The 16,387-nt window shown below is 34.6% G+C and carries 14 protein-coding genes and 1 tRNA gene; 3 read left to right on the top strand and 12 right to left on the bottom strand.

From position 1 onward, the window contains the following. Positions 1-111: 111 nt before the first annotated feature. The 5 genes from CGEO_RS02615 to CGEO_RS02595 form a co-directional block, all read right to left on the bottom strand. Entirely contained in the window at positions 112-723 is a 612-nt protein-coding gene (locus CGEO_RS02615) for a cytochrome c3 family protein (RefSeq protein WP_075494197.1), read from the bottom strand. Between the two features lie 10 nt (positions 724-733). Further along, on the bottom strand, positions 734-1,159 hold the full coding sequence (locus tag CGEO_RS02610) for a cytochrome c3 family protein (protein WP_075540279.1): 426 nt from the start codon (positions 1,157-1,159) through the stop codon (positions 734-736). Beyond that, the gene (locus CGEO_RS02605) at positions 1,156-2,733 is read right to left on the bottom strand and encodes a flavocytochrome c (RefSeq protein WP_075531519.1); all 1,578 of its coding nucleotides are present in this window, start codon (positions 2,731-2,733) and stop codon (positions 1,156-1,158) included. Before CGEO_RS02605 ends, CGEO_RS02610 begins: the two co-directional genes overlap by 4 nt. A gap of 136 nt (positions 2,734-2,869) precedes the next feature. Next, a complete protein-coding gene (locus CGEO_RS02600; protein ID WP_075494194.1) occupies positions 2,870-4,759 on the bottom strand; it encodes an AraC family transcriptional regulator in 1,890 nt (629 codons plus the stop codon). Positions 4,760-5,061: 302 nt separating this feature from the next. Next, the gene (locus CGEO_RS02595; RefSeq protein ID WP_075540280.1) at positions 5,062-6,339 is read right to left on the bottom strand and encodes a citrate transporter; all 1,278 of its coding nucleotides are present in this window, start codon (positions 6,337-6,339) and stop codon (positions 5,062-5,064) included. Positions 6,340-6,475: 136 nt separating this feature from the next. Here CGEO_RS02595 and CGEO_RS02590 point away from each other — a divergent pair, with 136 nt between their 5' ends. The 3 genes from CGEO_RS02590 to CGEO_RS10270 are packed head-to-tail and all read left to right on the top strand — an operon-like array spanning position 6,476 to position 8,255. Next, positions 6,476-7,450, top strand: coding sequence for an asparaginase (locus CGEO_RS02590; RefSeq protein WP_075540281.1), 975 nt, complete (start codon positions 6,476-6,478; stop codon positions 7,448-7,450). A gap of 32 nt (positions 7,451-7,482) precedes the next feature. After that, positions 7,483-8,127, top strand: coding sequence for a GntR family transcriptional regulator (locus CGEO_RS02585; protein WP_075540282.1), 645 nt, complete (start codon positions 7,483-7,485; stop codon positions 8,125-8,127). A 2-nt stretch (positions 8,128-8,129) separates the two neighbouring features. Next, positions 8,130-8,255: a hypothetical protein gene (locus tag CGEO_RS10270; RefSeq protein WP_277995645.1), complete on the top strand. Its 126-nt coding sequence runs from the start codon at positions 8,130-8,132 to the stop codon at positions 8,253-8,255. Between the two features lie 791 nt (positions 8,256-9,046). Here the strand turns inward: CGEO_RS10270 and CGEO_RS02580 are convergent. From CGEO_RS02580 to CGEO_RS02550, 7 genes are all read right to left on the bottom strand, one after another. Next, a complete protein-coding gene (locus tag CGEO_RS02580; RefSeq protein ID WP_075540283.1) occupies positions 9,047-9,649 on the bottom strand; it encodes an integrase arm-type DNA-binding domain-containing protein in 603 nt (200 codons plus the stop codon). Positions 9,650-10,577: 928 nt separating this feature from the next. Continuing rightward, a complete protein-coding gene (locus tag CGEO_RS02575; protein ID WP_075540284.1) occupies positions 10,578-12,350 on the bottom strand; it encodes a hypothetical protein in 1,773 nt (590 codons plus the stop codon). A 138-nt stretch (positions 12,351-12,488) separates the two neighbouring features. Then, positions 12,489-12,695 carry a type IV pilus inner membrane component PilO gene (locus tag CGEO_RS02570; RefSeq protein ID WP_075540285.1) on the bottom strand — a complete coding sequence of 69 codons (207 nt, stop codon included), beginning with the start codon at positions 12,693-12,695 and terminating at the stop codon, positions 12,489-12,491. Between the two features lie 180 nt (positions 12,696-12,875). After that, positions 12,876-14,147: a hypothetical protein gene (locus CGEO_RS02565; RefSeq protein WP_216833219.1), complete on the bottom strand. Its 1,272-nt coding sequence runs from the start codon at positions 14,145-14,147 to the stop codon at positions 12,876-12,878. A 183-nt stretch (positions 14,148-14,330) separates the two neighbouring features. Then, positions 14,331-15,548, bottom strand: coding sequence for a tyrosine-type recombinase/integrase (locus tag CGEO_RS02560; RefSeq protein WP_075540287.1), 1,218 nt, complete (start codon positions 15,546-15,548; stop codon positions 14,331-14,333). 296 nt (positions 15,549-15,844) lie between these two features. After that, positions 15,845-15,921, bottom strand: a tRNA-Arg gene (locus CGEO_RS02555). Between the two features lie 31 nt (positions 15,922-15,952). Beyond that, entirely contained in the window at positions 15,953-16,384 is a 432-nt protein-coding gene (locus CGEO_RS02550) for a GyrI-like domain-containing protein (protein WP_075494189.1), read from the bottom strand. Positions 16,385-16,387 lie beyond the last annotated feature (3 nt).

Here is a 16,387-nt window from a genome sequence, read left to right as displayed (position 1 = left end):
TTAAATTTAAACTTCAATTATTTAAAAAATATATACTTAAAACAACCCATACCCCAAAGTGAGGTATGGGAAAAGATTTTATAGACTTGATTATCTAAATTTATCTTTTAACTATTTCTTCTCTTTTAACATTTTAGCTCTTTGTATATCCCACTCTTCCCAAGTTTTTGGTTTAGTGTCTTTGATATCAAAAAGTGTTTTTCCAAGATCTTTATGACCTACGTGCATATGACAATCAGTACATTTCATAGCCTCACTAGTGCCTTTAAACTCGATGTATTTAGCGTGCATTTGTGAAATCTCAGATGTTTTGTTTCCATCAACTCCACTAAATGCGTTCTCATGACATCTCATACATGAACTATCAAAAGTATAGTTTGCTCTTGCATGCTCGCGGTTTGCTAACCAATCTTTCTTAGCGGGATCGCCAGTTATAAAGGTCGTGATTCCCTCAGATATGCCATTTTTAGCCTTAGTAAAAAGATATCCAGCTATGCTATCATGAGGTAAGTGGCAGTCTGTACAAGTTACAACTACGCCTTTTGGGTTGCTTGGTCCATGAACTGTATCGGCTAAATTTGTTTGTGCTATAGCTCCATCCCATTCGTGGCAACTTCCGCAAAATGGCGCCTTACCAGTAGCATGAACTACTTTAAATCCACCATAAGTTACTATTAAAACTACGATAGCTGTTATCACAATTATATATATTGTCTTTTTCATCTTGCTCTCCTTACTTAACTATCAGTTTTAACATAGATTCTTGGTTATGACATCTTGCGCACATATTCACAGGTTTTTCATCATGTGTTTTGTGGCAGTTATCACAGTCAAGTGCCTCATAGTGTGGACCTTCATGGATGTTATGATCGTGTCCTAAACCACCTGTATACTCGCGAAGTTTTGGATAGCTTTCATGACATTGTAAACAACTTGTTTGCATAGCGCTTGAGTAGTCTTTTTCATCTTTTTCAAGGTGACAATCGGTACATTTTAAATCTAGTTTTTTGTGAATTCCTTTGATTGGAAATGCCTTAGAGCTAAAATCAGTCACAACCTCGCCTTTTGAGTTGCGTAAAACTTCCATTATGCTTGAGTTACTATCAAACCCAAACGCGACACTACAGGCAAATATCATCATTAAAATCAGCTTTTTCATGCTCTACTCCTTAACTCATCGTATCGTTTAGCCAACGCCGCCCCTGCTCTTTCTCCATAAACACAACAGTCAAGAACCGCATTTGAGCCAAGTCTGTTATATCCATGTCTTCCACCAGTCACTTCGCCACACGCGTAAAATCCTGGCACGATTTGCATCTCGTTGTTGTAAACTTCGCAATCTTTTGTAGTTTTTATGCCACCCATACAGTGGTGAACTTTTGGTCCTGGACGAGCTGCAAAAAATGGTGGTTTTTCAACTTTGATAAATTTACCACGATACTCCGAAAAGTTTCTACCAAATTCTGGATCACGATAGTTTGGATCTTTTGAAGCCGCATCAACAAAGCTGTTGTATCGTTTGAGTTGCTCTAAAAATGGCTTTTTGTTTATGTGGTAGTAGTCGATTAACTCATCCATAGTTTCAAACTGCTTAACAGCATCGACCATCATACCTCTTTGAAGTTCAGCTATATCAACAGTTTTTGTGCCATCGATATCCATGATAACAACTGGCGGGTTTTTGCCATCTTCATTCATCGCTAAAATAGCGTCTGAACCTTGTTTTCTATCTGTGATTTCGTTTACAAATCTTAGACCGGTTTTTGGATTTACCATCATGCCATAAACATAAGCTTTAGTAATCCAACGATATCCAAGTCCAAAACCGCCCTCATCTTGACTAGTTACGTGCATACTTTGGATATACTGCATATCTACAACTTTGATATCATCTTTCATAAGTCTTTCTATAGTATAGCCAGTCGCTCCTAAGTGGTTTGTAGTTAAAACATCTGGGCGAAGTGATGGATCCATCTCTTGACGGAATTTTAAATCCGCGCCCCAACCACCAGTTGCTACGATAACTCCACCATATGCTCTATAGTAGCGAACTTGACCGCTTTTGTTATCATTTTCATCAAAGCCGCGTTCAAAGTTAAATTGATATTTTTCACGAACCTTTATACCAACAACCTCGCCTTTATCATTATAAACCATCTCGTCCATGATAACGCGAGTTCTTATATCGCCACCCTCTTTTTCAATCTTTTTTTGAAGAGGACGAGTGATATAGCTTCCTGAACCGGTTGCGTGAGATCTTCTAACTGAGTGTCCGCCACTTCTGCCGACGTTTTTAAATTTAACACCACTTTTTTCAAGCCAATCATAAATTCTAGGGCTATCATCTATCATTATAGTAACAAGCTCAACATCATTTAGGTTATGCCCACTTTTTAGTGTATCTTTTATATGCAATTCATGGCTATCTTTAATACCCTCTCTTTTTTGATCTGGCGAACCAGAAACAGCAATCGAACCTCCGCTATAAGCTGAATTTCCGCCAAGATATGGCATCTTGTCAATCATAACAGTGCCTTTTACACCATGATCATATAAGCTAAGCATAGCCGCACTACCAGCAAAACCGCTTCCAACTACTATAGCATCAAAATACTCATCCCACTGCGGCACATCTTTTTCATTGATTTTGCCAAAAGACATAGTAGGTAACATTAATGCAGCTGAACAACAGGTTATCGTTTTAAGTGCTTTTCGTCTATCGTTATCAAACATAAGTCTACTCCTTTTTAAACTGATTTTAAACACACGAAATCATAGCATTAAATTAGAGAAGTTTTTTGATAAAAAGTGCTAAATTTACTAAAAGCATTTTTTATCAAAAGTTGTGTTATAAGCCTTATAATGGGGATTATGAAATTCTCATATAGATATAATCTATATTTTGTAAATTATTTTTAGTGTAAAAGATTGTAGGAATTTCATCTGTAAAAATGTTTTCATCGTAAAAAACAAGGTAAATTTTTTCTATGATTTTTGATAGTTCTGCATTTGTAAGTTTAAAATTTACTCTTATATATCTGCCTTTGCTAAATTTATTGCTAGTTTCTTCATCAGTTTTTGTAGCATAGTAAATTTTTCCAAAGATATTATCATTTAGATAATAAACCCTATCATCACTTGTTGGCTCACTAAAAGTTATCTGGATGTTTGTATCTTCTAAGACGATTTCATCATAGACTAAATTTATGTTATTTTCTAAAATTTGCTCTTTATACTTGCTTGGAGTTAGGTTGTAGTGTTTGAAAAATGCACGGTTAAAGGTTTCTGTATGTTTAAACCCACAATTTATCGCTATATCTTGAACTCTTTTTTGACTAAATTTAAGCAAAAAGGCAGCCCGCTCAAGTCTGAGTTCTCTAAGATAGCTAACTAAATTTTTACCAACATAGTTTTTAAACATTCGTTGAAAATGAAATTTTGAATATCCGCTAATTTTAGACAGCTTATCGATACATAAATCCTCATCATCTAAATTCTGCCTTATAAAAATAAGGATTTTATCCATAGAAGTGTTGTTGTTTGGCGAAATACTTTGACTTAGATAGCTAATATCTTGAAATAAAATCGTGATAGTTCGCTCGCTTTCTGCTTTTAAAACGCCAAAAGTGATTAAAAAATTTATAGTCTCAATCCTAGCATTTAGATAATCACTCATTTCTAAAAGCACGATTTTATCGAGTTTTAGCTCGATTTCTTGTTTTGTTTCATCATCTAAAAATTTTGAGTTTTTAACATTTTCTATAAAATTTCCACTCTTTGAGATATCAAAAAAGTTTTCCATATCTGAGTTTATTATATTAAAACTCGCATCAGTCGTTATCAAAACACTATCTTTTCGTTTAATCAAAATATCCTTTATAAGGCTACTTTGCGTGGCTATCTCTTTGCTTCGCTTTTTGTTTTGATGATACCAAAAGATATTTGTTAGAAAAAATATCAAGATAAATGCTAGATAAAATGCCAAATTTGTGATAAAAAATTTATCTAAAATCGAGCTGTAAATTTCGCGGTTTTTCTCAAAAACAATGTGCCAATTTGTATTTTTAATAGCAAAAGATACGTAGTTTGGATCTTTTATATTTAGTTTATCAGTGCTTAAATTTCCCACTTTTCCAAGTATTTCACCGCCACCATCGACTAAAAAGAGATTTTTGTCATACAAAACCTTATATTCAGAAAAATAACTTCTGATAAACAAAAACGGCTGTCCCCCACAAAAAACGCCTTTTTCGCCAAGCACCGTTATAGGCGTGCAAATCGAAACGCTTCTAAGCCCAAGACGCATACTAAAATAGGGCTTTGTTGCGATAGTTTTTTGAGCTCTCATTGTATCGATAAACCAATCGCGCGTAACTGGTGTGTAGTGATGAGGCGTGATAAAATCGCGATCTGAGATGTAAAATGTCCCATCTTCAAGCCCTAAAATCAAATATGGGAAATTTGAGTTTTTCTGAATTTTATAAAGCGCATTATCAAGCTCGGCTTTTGAATTTATCTCGCTATGCTCTAATAAATTTGCCATATTATCGACATTTAGGAAATTACTCGCCGTCCAATCTTGAATTTTGGTTTGAACTCTGCTAAAAATTCCTTGCTCATAAGCTTTTAAATTTTGATTTAAAAGTGAATAGTTAAACGCATAATTTGTGATGATAAATAGCAAAACAACGCTACAAGCGATGATAAACTGCTTTGTGCTGATTTGAAAAACATCTTTAAATTTACTTAGTATTTTCATCTTTTGCTTACCAAATCTGCCTTAAATTTGAAATTTTTTTTAAAATCACTTGCAAAACAGGTTAAAAAACTAAATTTAACAACGAAAAATTTATCAAAACTCTCCATAAACCCACCATTTTTTAATTTCAACTTATAAATTTAGTAAATTTAAAATCAATTTATAAAATTTCCAACAAGGTAAAATTATAATCAAATTTATTAAAATTTACCAAATTTATTTTGATTTCTAAACCAGCGTGCAGTTTTAGGAAAATAAGCAGCTAAATTTGGCGCAAATTTATCCAAATTCACGCCAAACAGTTAAAATATCATAAACACAAAAGATAAAACTAACAAAACAAAAAGTCCAAAAAGCATGGCTGGTCGTTGAAATTTGTTTGCTTTTTTAAGCTCTGAACCGGGAATTACAGGTATGATTGTCGCAAGCGCAGCCACTGGTCCGCCTGTTAAGTAGTACTGCATCATCGCACTTCCACCAGCTGCCATGACTGCTAGGAAAAACGGCGACACGCTCTCAACTCCAAGCGCTGCTTGCAAAAACGGTATAGTTATAGCTAAAGCCGCTGAGTTTGACTGGGTTATAAAACCAGCCAAAGCAGAGACTAAAAGCATGCTTTGCAAAGGTGCGATTTGTAAAATCGGCATAAAAACATCGCCTATCAACGAAGCTAGTCCGATATGTTTAATCACCGCACTCATAAACAAAAAACCTATCGTAGCGACAATCGGAGTTGCGATTTTAGCGACACCTTCGAGCATATGTCGCTCACCGCTGCTAAAGCTTAAAGTAGAAAGCAAAATGGTTAAAACAGCACTTACCACGCCTAAGATAAATATAGGAAACCCAAATATAAATCCTACAAATAACACAACAAATGGCAAAAAAACCTTCCACGCAGGTAAATTCAAAGTGCTTTTTTCAAACTCTTTTGCTATGGCTAGAATTTGCTCTTTGCTAAGCAAGTTACCATCTTTTTTCATCATTAGTTTTAACCTTATAAAACTAAATGCAAAAACGCTTAAAGAGATTAGCACGCCAAAGACATTTATCAAGCCAAAGCCTATGTTTGTTAGCGATACTACCGCGATTTGTGTTGGGTGGGTAAATCCGCCATAATTACCTAAAATACCAGCATGACCGTGAATTCCTGCTGATATGCTTGGATCAACACCAAGCTTTACAGATGCTTTTCCTGTGATAACTGCTGTGATTGCTGGTTGGGTAAAACCTGTTAGCATTCCGATAACTCCAGCTGCAACTCCGCCAGCTGTTGCGATACCTGCACCACCGCCTAGCTTGTTTCCAACTCTTATGATGTGGCGGATGATTTCATCCATAAAACCAGCCGCTTGCATACAGCCAATAAACATTAAAATTCCAGTCATATCTGCAAGCACTGGATTTAAGCCACTATTTATCAAACTTCCAAGCGATACGCTGCCTTTTGTGGCAACTAGCGTAACTCCAGAAGCTAACGCACTGATAGCAGAGCCAATAATAGCAGTTGTGTAAAGTGGAGTCTTACCACTAATCATCAAAAGTAATGTTAAAACCATTAAACATTGTGCAACCAACATAATTTCTCCTTTTTTAAAAATTTGTTTTTTTTGCATTATACCTTAAATTTAAAATATTATATATAATATTTTAAATTTAATATAGAATTTTAGAGAAAAAGTGGTATAATCAAAAAAATATTTTAAAGGAGAGAAAATGAAACCAACGATATCAGTAGGTGCGTTAGGCGGAACGATTTGTATGAGCGCTAAAAACAGTGGCGGTGGCGTAAAACCAAGCTTTTCAGCTGAGCAACTTTTAGAAGCCGTGCCAAAACTATCAAATTTGGCTAATTTCAGAGCCAAAACACTCTTTGCACTAGCTAGCGGAAGTTTGAAAGTCGAAAATTTAATCGAAGTTTATCACTGGGCAAAAAAAGAGGTTGAAAATGGCGCGGATGGCGTTGTCATCACTCAAGGAACCGACTCGCTTGAAGAGAGTGCGTTTTTACTAAATTTACTTTGGGATGAGCAAAAACCTCTAGTTATAACTGGTGCTATGAGAAACCCAGATCAAATAAGTAGCGATGGAGCGGGAAATATCTACGCAAGCGTTTTAACCGCACTTGATAAAAACAGCCACAACAGAGGCGTTTTAGTAGTATTTAACAACACGATTCACTCAGCTAGATGGGTGCATAAAAGTAACACTTTCGCACTTGAAACCTTTGTATCGATAAATGCTGGAATTCAAGGCGTTATCGCCGAAGATGAAGTAAAATACATAAATTTAGCTTCAAAAAGAGTGATTTTTAAAGCGCCAAGCGGGGTTTTGCCAAAAGTTTCTATAGTAACTAGCTATATGGGTGAGTGCGGATGTGAGCTTAAACTACTAGAAGATGCTAAATTTAATGGCGTTGTCGTAGCCTCTTTTGGCGCTGGGCATGTCTCAATCGATAGCATGAAAGTTATAGAGAGTTTAAAATTTCCAGTTGTGATAAGCTCACGAACCGGAAGTGGCGTGATAGCTAAAAAAACTTATGGATACTACGGTTCTGAAATCACGCTTCAAGAGAGTGGTTGTATAATGAGTGGTTGGCTAAATCCTTTGCAATCACGACTTTTGCTTATCGTGCTTTTAGCAAATGGCAAGTCAAAAGCTGAAATTTTAGAAACTTTTGATAAGATTTAAAATTATAAAAATTTAAATTTAGTGAGCGTTTTATGAATTTAAACAAACCAAAAACAATGGCAGAATTTGTCTCAGACTCTTTAAGAAAAGATATCTTGCTTGGTAAAATTCCTGGCGGAACAAGGCTAAAACAAGATGAAATTTCGGAGCTTTTAAGCGTTAGCGCAACGCCAGTTAGAGAGGCAATCAAAATTTTATCAGCGCAAGGGCTTGTAAACTTTGATGCTTATCGTGGCGCGGTGGTAAAAAACTTAAGCTATAAAGATGCAAAAGACATCTATGATATACGGCTGATGTTAGAGCCGATTTTGATAAAACGCTCGCTTGAAAAATTTGATGAAATATACTTAAAAAAGGCTATTTCGATACAAAATGATATCGATAAATGCACAAATCCTTATGATTGGGCTATACTAAATTCAGCCTTTCATAGCACTTTTTGGGAAGTCGAAAGCGATAGTAAGCTTTATGATATCGTGCAAAACCTGCTAATCTCATCGATTCCTTATATAACGATAACTTTGATGCACAAACAAGACCATATCGCACTTTCAGATGATGAGCATTTAGCCATCATAAATGCATATAAAAGTCGCGATGAAGGGCTTTTAATAGAACTAAACTCAAATCATACTATGAAAACTAGGGATATTTTAGAAGATGCAATCAATGCTTAAATGTGCGTTTGGTTAAAAGCTCGCTGTTTTTGGCAAAAATTTCTGTTTTAAAGATAGTTTTGAAAGGTTTTGCAAAATTTAGACTAGGCGAATTTTGCGTTTTAGATGAGCGTTTGGTTTGTAGTTAAAATTTGCTATTTTACGCTTAAAAAATTTATATAAATTTTACTTTTTTTAAATTTATGTTTAGTTTAAATTTTAGTTTTGTTATCTTTAGTGGAAATTTTTAGCTTACTTAAATTTTTAATGGTTTAAATTTTGCTTTGTGTGTAGGTGCATTTAGAATATGAGTGGTAAATTTGGCGAATATTTTTTAACCCCCCTAAATATAGATTTTAGAGCTTCATGCTCTCGTTTTAATACGCCTTTATTAAGCTAAATATCCACACGGTGTAGATTTTATCCTAATATAAAGAGCTTAACGCTATTTGATGACACTTAAAACATCCTAAATACTTAAAATAGCTAATGTTTGAAGTAAAAATATCGTTGAAATTTAAGCTTGTTTATATGAAATTTTTCTTAGTTCACAACGCTAAGAAAGATACGTTGCATTAAAGCTTGGCTTGTTTATATGATATTTTGCTTAGCAAAGCGCCAAACATCATACAATGGTTTTGTGACTGCTATAATCCACGCTTTGATTGATTATATGTTGTTGTCTGTCTATACAAAGCTCCTTACTTTTACATAAAAATTAGAAAATTGAAATTTATATGTGTTATATTTGCTTGAATAGAGCGTATGCGTTATTTGCTTTAAGGCTTATTTCATTCGTCTTTCCTATTTTTGATAATTTTTCTACTGCGAGTAAGTCTTGATATTGTCCGTTCACTGGTGTTTTGTGTGCATTCAAATTTTAAATTTTTAGCGATTTTTCCTTTGTATTTTTTAATACCAAACGGCAACTCAAAATTTTTCAAAAATAGGTCTTGAGTGCTTTTAAAGCCTGTTTGACTTTGTAGTGAAATATTTGTTTAGTTTCGCAATAGCCTTTCGTGCAAGAATACTGCCATAAATCATTTAAATATCTCAGCAACTTACTTGCCATTATTGGCGCTGTTGATTGCTTGAGAATTAAAATCTTCACTAAATCAGGGTGCTTAATCTCATCTATGGTTTTATCTTTCAAGCTTGGCAACACATCATTTATCATAAGCGATTTTATGTTTTTTTGGGTTTTTTCTGTTGTATAACTCTTAGTTTCTAACCATTCATTTATAACACTTTCGAAACTTGGCTTTATTTGACTTTTAAACTCATTTAATAGCTCTAATGGGTCGAAACCTTGCCTTATATCATTAATAAATTTAGTTGCTTTATTTCGTGCATTAGCTAGGCTTAAAGCTGGGTAATTTCCCAAAACCATTAAACGGCGCTTTAAGGTTGCTGGACTTGTATATCTAAATCGCCATATTTTATTACCATTAGTTTTTATAACAAGCGATAAATTATCGATGTCGCTTATAAAATAATCTTTATTTTGTGGCTTTAGATTTTTTATCTGCGTATCACTTAGCACATTACTCCTTGTGTCCCAAATCTACATTTTATAATTAGTGGTTACTAAAGTGGTTACTAAAAAATATCTCTAAAATGCCTATTTATAGGGCTTTTAGAGAGTTATCAAAAAATTATTTAAGTTTTTACTAAGCTAAAATCATCTATTTTTTAACTAAATTTAGCTTTTTTGGTTACCGCTTTGATAGTTAGTAACCACTTTAGTAACCACTTTTTATTAGATTTGGTTAGAGTAGTTTAAACTAATTTAGATTAAAAAGCCTTTAAATAAGGGGGTTTGGTTATATAATTTAGAGTTTAAGAAAGTGGATTAGAGTGGTTGATGGTGTCCCCAACAAGTATCACACTGCTTATAAAGTGTCCATTTCTCGAGTTTCTTATCATCGTTTTATTTTTTTTGCTCCAGTTTTTGCCAACTGGGGTAAAACTTTTTTAAGAATTGACTCAAAAACAGCCAAAAAACGTACAAAAACGTGCTAAACTTAAGCTAAAAAAAGTGTGATTTATATGTGATTTAAGGTTTATTTTTTTATTAAACTTAAAATGTAACACTTCTTTTATTTTAATTAGCTATTCGTTTTCAACTTTTACAATTATATAATTTTTGTTTTTTAGTGTCAAGGGAGAGAAAAAATTCAACCCCCTCTAAAGGTCTTGCTGACCTAGTTTAATCTTGTTGTTGGAGGAGCTTTCCTACGTTGGTAAGATGTGCTTTTTATTCCTACTACTAAAGGGCTAACGTACCCTGTTGTTTTGTAATTATATCAAATTTTTAGTTAAAACCAAATTTTATTTTTCTCTCTTTTTTTTTGGGGGGGGGGTGGGGTGTATTTTTTTTTGGCTTATTATATTTATTATATATATCAAGTGGTTCGTTGTTTTTATTGTCTAAGGTCGATTATAAGGGGAGGGACAGGGGGTTGAGGGGTTTAAAAACTCAACCCATTTTTGTGCGAATTTTGGGAAATTTCAGGGGCTTTTTCAATTTTCGGAGTTTGAAGTTGGTCGATTTTGGTTTGAATTTCAGCAACTTTTGATTCGGTTACATTATCTATATCTTTTTTTAATGCTTCTATTTCTGTTTTTATTTGATTAATTTTATATTCCCATCTCGAGTAGTCTTTCCGGTCGGCTTTTAGTGTCTGTAATTCTGTCCTAACTTCTAAATTTTTAGCCTTTAATTCTGCTTCAAGCCCCTTGATTTCGGCTCTTGCTAATTTTTTGGATATTGTGACATTATCATTTTTTTGATTTTGTTGGTCTTGAATTTTGATTGCCAAACTCTCAATTTCTTTTTGTTTTTGTTGCAAAATTCGGGCGTTTCGAATGTTTGCTTCGGTTTTTAGTTCTTTTATTTCTTCAATTTGCTTTCGCAAGTCCGCTTTTAGGGGTTCCTGAATGGTTTTTGTGTTCGCAGTTGCGTTTTTAAGAAGCACACCCGCGATAAAAACTAGGTTCCAGAAAATCTTTTGAAAAACGGTGTCAAACCCCAATTTAGCGTGGTTTGCTTCATACCCGAGCGAACGCTCGAGCCCCAACAAAAAGTTGTCTTTCACAACTTCAAGGCTCGTTGTATCATCGATGAGTTTCTCTAACTCTTGTTCTGTCAACCCCATCAAATCGGCACTTTGGAGTTTTTTTAAATTTTGATTAACTTGATTCCAGACCAAAGATTTATATACCCAAAACTGGTCGCCATCATCTGCTTTTAGCTGTTCTAGCACCTCTTTATAGTTGCTCCAAACTGCCGATTTTAGGGCATTTTGAGCCTTATTTTGGGTAGTTGTTTCGATTTTTTCGGAATAAGATTTATGATTTTCAGTTGCTTCATCGATTTCGGTTGCTTTGATTTTGTCCTGAATTTCTTGTTTTTTGAGTTTCAACTGCTCGATTTCGGATTTTGTTTGGTCGATTATAACCTTGTATAAATCAGAATTTCCAGCGGAGCAGCCACGAGCAAATAAATCTCTCCACTGTCGGTCTTTAGCGTTCAACTCAAGTTCTATTTTTTGCAAATCTTCCTTGTAATTTGCCTGAATTTTTGGTCGATTTTTTAGCCGTTCAAGTTCATTTTTTAGGGCTTTTATCTCGATTTTTAGGGGCTTTACGGCTTCTTCTTGTGCTTTTATGTGTATTTTGTATTGTTTGTGTTCCAAACGTTTACGTTTTGAGCCAATTTCGCCCCGTTCCAAGCCCGAAATCTCGGCTATTTGGGTCTGCAGGTCACGCATTTTTTGGGGGTGGCGAAAATTTTCCCTCGTTAGTTGCATTCCATTTTCATCGACTGAAAAAAACACCAAGTGTCCGTGGAAATTTGTATGAAATTTGCCCTCTGAATCGTAGTAGCCCTCGTCCCTGTGAACCGCCATCGCGAGGCACCGATATCCCATCGTTTTCTCCACAGTTTCCGCTATTTTTTGCAACGTTTCAAGGTTACAGTTCTCGTCCAAATTTACAACCATTTCCTGCAATGTATTTTCGCTAGACCATTTCGGATAACGTCCGACTCGTTTTTTGTATTTTTCGCGACTTTCCTCTTGCATTTTTTTCCATTTTTTTCGAGCCTCGGTTGAGTTTGAAGAATATTCATTTAGGTTCAAACGTTCAGGAAAAACCGTTTGAGCCAGAAAACCTTCCCGAAACATATGCTCGAAACACAGCCGAAGAGCCTTTTGAATATTTCCGCTGCTTTTTCTTGCCATTTTTTCTCCTTTTTTTGTGCCCCCTTGTGGGGTGCAAAAAACCCATTTTCAATAGTACCTTCGGTACTATTGTTTAATGGGCTCATTAAACGTTAGCAGAGCTAACGAGGAATGAGGTTTTAAGAGCCACAAGGGCTCTCAAAACGATGACGATGGGGTAACAGGTGTGCTAATATTTCCAACCATTTTTGAGGGGTTTTGGGCGATTAAAATGCCCAATTCCGCATCCAGTTGCTCCAAGTTTTTTTGGATTTTTTCTAACGCAAATTTTGCCTTCAATTCGGCTTTTTCGGCTTCTTGAATCTTCGATAATAAGTTGTAAATTTTTTTAACATTTGTTCTCATTTTTGACTCCTTTGAATTTGTAATTTTAATTACTTACTTACATTAATTATAGTAAAAAAATTTGTTATCTCCAAACAAGCTAAGCAGTAGAAAAAAAAAGCCTGACAGGGACGCGTCCCTGTCAGCCCCTTAATGCCTTGCCCTTAATCGCGACCGCGATTAAGGCTTCTTTTTCTATTGCTAATTACCGTCAAACAAATCTATTTTAGGCGGTTCTTTTTGGGGCTTTTTGATTGTTTTTGGCTCTTTTGGTTGGGAAAAATAAGGGCTAGTTGAAACCATATAAGTTACGGGTTCCTGCTTGATTTTAGGAGCTTTTTTAGGGCGTTTTTGATTTAATTTGAACTTAGTTTTTAGGGCTTTGATTAATTCTTTTACTTGCTCTTTTGATTCTAGATTTTTCGCTTGTTTTTTTAACTCATTTTTAAATTTATTGAATTGTAAATTTGTGATTTTTCTAGAAAATTTGTAATTTAAATGATATCTTCCTGTTTTAAATCTCAACTGTATATCTACTCTATCAATTTCTCTTTTTTTTGGCACCCGTTTTTTGGGGGTGTATGGCACTAAAATTGTCTTGCTGATTACAAACTCTCGATTTTCAGGTGGTTTGATGGCATTTTCATTTTTGATACGTTTTAGTTTTCGGTTTTGAATTTGGCGTTTTTTTGCTTCGAATTCTGCTTCAAAAAATTCCTGTAATTTAGCTGAAATTTGAAGCCAACTTTGAGAATTTGCCACGTTATGGGTTATAAAATAGAGTTTTTTGTTGTCTTGAACGCCAAAAATTTTGGCGGTGTTGAAAATTTTTCCATTTTCGGATTTTGAAGTTGATTTTAAGAGATACTGGGGGTTGCAAACCTCGCCGAGAGCCCCATCCACAGGGTATCTCCTACGCAAGATACTCATTATTTTTTGTTTTTCAAAGGCAGAACAAAACAAGGTGCAATGCAAGTGCGGTTCGCCTGAAAAATGCCTTTCGAGGGCATAAACACACCAGGTTTTGTATCGCTTCAAGCCCCTTGAAATGGTGCTTTGAAGATGATTTATTAATTTTTTGGCGATTTCTTGATTCGTTAAAATTCGATAATATTGATGGGCTTTGACGCTGTATTTTTTCGTTTCAATGCCGATTTCTTGGGCATTTAAACACAAAGTGATAGTTGCAACTTCCAAATTTTTACATAAATTTTTGTTTTCGTTTGTTTGCAAAAAAACGTTTTCTGAAATTTGTTTTTTTAACTTTGGTTCAACTGTAAAAATGCTGTTTTCATCTTCTGGCTCCCTGTATATCGCGTTTTCGAGCCTTTTATCAAGGTCGAAATTTTGAGTATATACTGTGCGTTTAACTGGTTCGTCCATAAAAACATCAAAATCATCGGTTTTTTTTAGCCTATATTCCTCCCAAATTTTATTTATTTTTTCGTCTTGTTCTCTTTTTTTCGCTTCCAAATACCGAAGGTAGCGGGGTTGGCGGGTTATGTTAGTCATTTTCCCCCCGTACAGTGGGGTAAATTTTTAAAGCTGAATTTAATCCTAATTTGGTACAATTTTTGCAAAGGTTCAGCTAGAAAATAGCTATTCGTTACAAAACTAAACACTTCGCTGAGCCTTGACCCTAAACACAAAAACATCTCAAACCCCCAAAATATCGACATTAGAAGCTACATTAAGATAGTCAAGCCACCATTCTAAGACCCTTTTGGTTTCCAAAATATTTGTTGCTTTGTTATAAATTTTTGCAACCCCCGTTTGGGGGTCGTGGAAAAGTACTCGTTCTACCGAAACGCCCTTTATATAGCTATTTCCGTATTCATTCGCAAAAGTAGATAACACTTTTCTCAACGAATGAAAAACAAAATTTCCTCCCTCATGCATTTCGTAAATTTCAAAGCCGTTTAATGCCTTAGACAACGTGTTTTCTGACAGCTCGCCGCCAAACGAGTTTGGAAAAAATAGGTCATTTTGAGTTTCTAACGAATGCAACCACGCAGCAAGCCTAGACGGGATGCCCAAATGCTGAATTTTTCGCGCTTTTGTTTCGTCGGCAGCAAATTCAAGATAAAATTCGCCGTTATCGTTTTTTTTCAATTGGTTTTTCTTGAGCGTTCTGATGTTTTTACTTCTCAAACCCGTTATAAGCCCCATTTTAAGGGCATTTTTGACACCCAAAGACAATTTGTTGTTTTTAATATATTTAATTAACGCAATCAAATTTTGGGGCTTGTGCGGGTCAAGATACCCGTGTCCTATTGTTTTCTTGATGTTGTACCTGCCCCCTACCTTGCGCCCTGTAAGGGGGTTTTGAGCGATGATGCCACTGTCCACAGCAAACTGTAAAATTAAATTTGCCAAACCCCAAATATGGGTAAGCATTGCCGTTTTAGATGTGTATTTATCGCAAATTTCTACTATATCCGAAAGAATTATAGTTTTTATTGGTTTATTTTCAATTTTTTTAAATTTTCTAAATATTACGTTTTTTTTCTTTAGCGTATTTTCGCTGAAGTCGGGACATTTTAATCGTATATATTCACAATAAACGTCCTTAAAACTTGGGTTTGCTCGAGAAGCTTTTCCGCCATCTGTTTTAAATTCTTCAACTTTTTTTAACGCGTCTTTAAAGCTTATTTCACCAACTTTTCCTATTTTTTTTATCACAGAGCCGTCCACTGCGTAGAACGTCCTAACAGTGCGTCCACTAGCATTTCTTATGCATTCTAGCTTTAAATTTTTAGCTATATTTTCCTTATATTTTTTTATGCCGAATGACAACTCGAAATTTTTTAAAAATAGGTCTGGGGTGTTTTTAAAGCCCACCTGACTTCGTATTGGAGTATTATTTTGTTTCATCGCTATGCCTTTTTTTTAAATGTATGCATAACTAATTATATGTTTAGCGATTGTTTTTTACAGTTTTTTGGATATTTTAAAAAAAATGGAGTAAATTTAACTAACCCCACTTTTTTACCCCATTTTATTCCATTTTTTTATCCATTTTTTAATGGATATAGGTATAAAGTTATCGTTTAAGTTTTGCTAAGCAAAAATTAAGCAAAATAACCGTATAGCCAGCAACAGAACGGGGCTAGATGTTTTTTAAGTTTGCAAGGGAAATGGGTTGTTTTAAAAGCGGTAAAATAATTAAATGGTGTCCCCAACAGGATTCGAACCTGTGGCCTCAAAATTAGGAATTTTGCGCTCTATCCTGCTGAGCTATGAGGACATCAATACGAAAAATACAAGATTAAGTAAATTTATAAAATAGAAATATAGACTTCCACCTTATTTTTACTATGCTTTTCAAAATCTGTTTTATAAGCCCTTTTGAAACTGCAATCCTGAAAGAAAGTCCAAATTTCTTGCCAAAGCATTGGAGTTATTTTTGCAGACTCTCCATTGGCTTCAAAGCATAGATATTTTCCATTTTCTATCAAAACATTGTCAAATTTATCATCTAAATTTGTTAAATTTACTCCAACTAAAATGTCATAATCACCAAAGTCTCTATCGGCATAATTATAATAAACTCCATAGTAAATATCTGAAATTTCTACTAGCTTACTATCAAAAAACTTTTTCCAAAGCTTTGGAATTTGTGCATTTTTATAACAAATCTCATCATGATTGTTTGTTTTAACTACAAAACCAGTGATAAATTTATCAAATTTAATTTGAACTTGTTTCATATA

It is taken from the genome of Campylobacter geochelonis (assembly GCF_013201685.1).
In the GTDB taxonomy this organism is placed as follows: Bacteria; Campylobacterota; Campylobacteria; order Campylobacterales; family Campylobacteraceae; genus Campylobacter_B; species Campylobacter_B geochelonis.
Note: the sequence above shows the minus strand (reverse complement) of the source record. Positions and strands in the feature narration are given on the sequence as shown.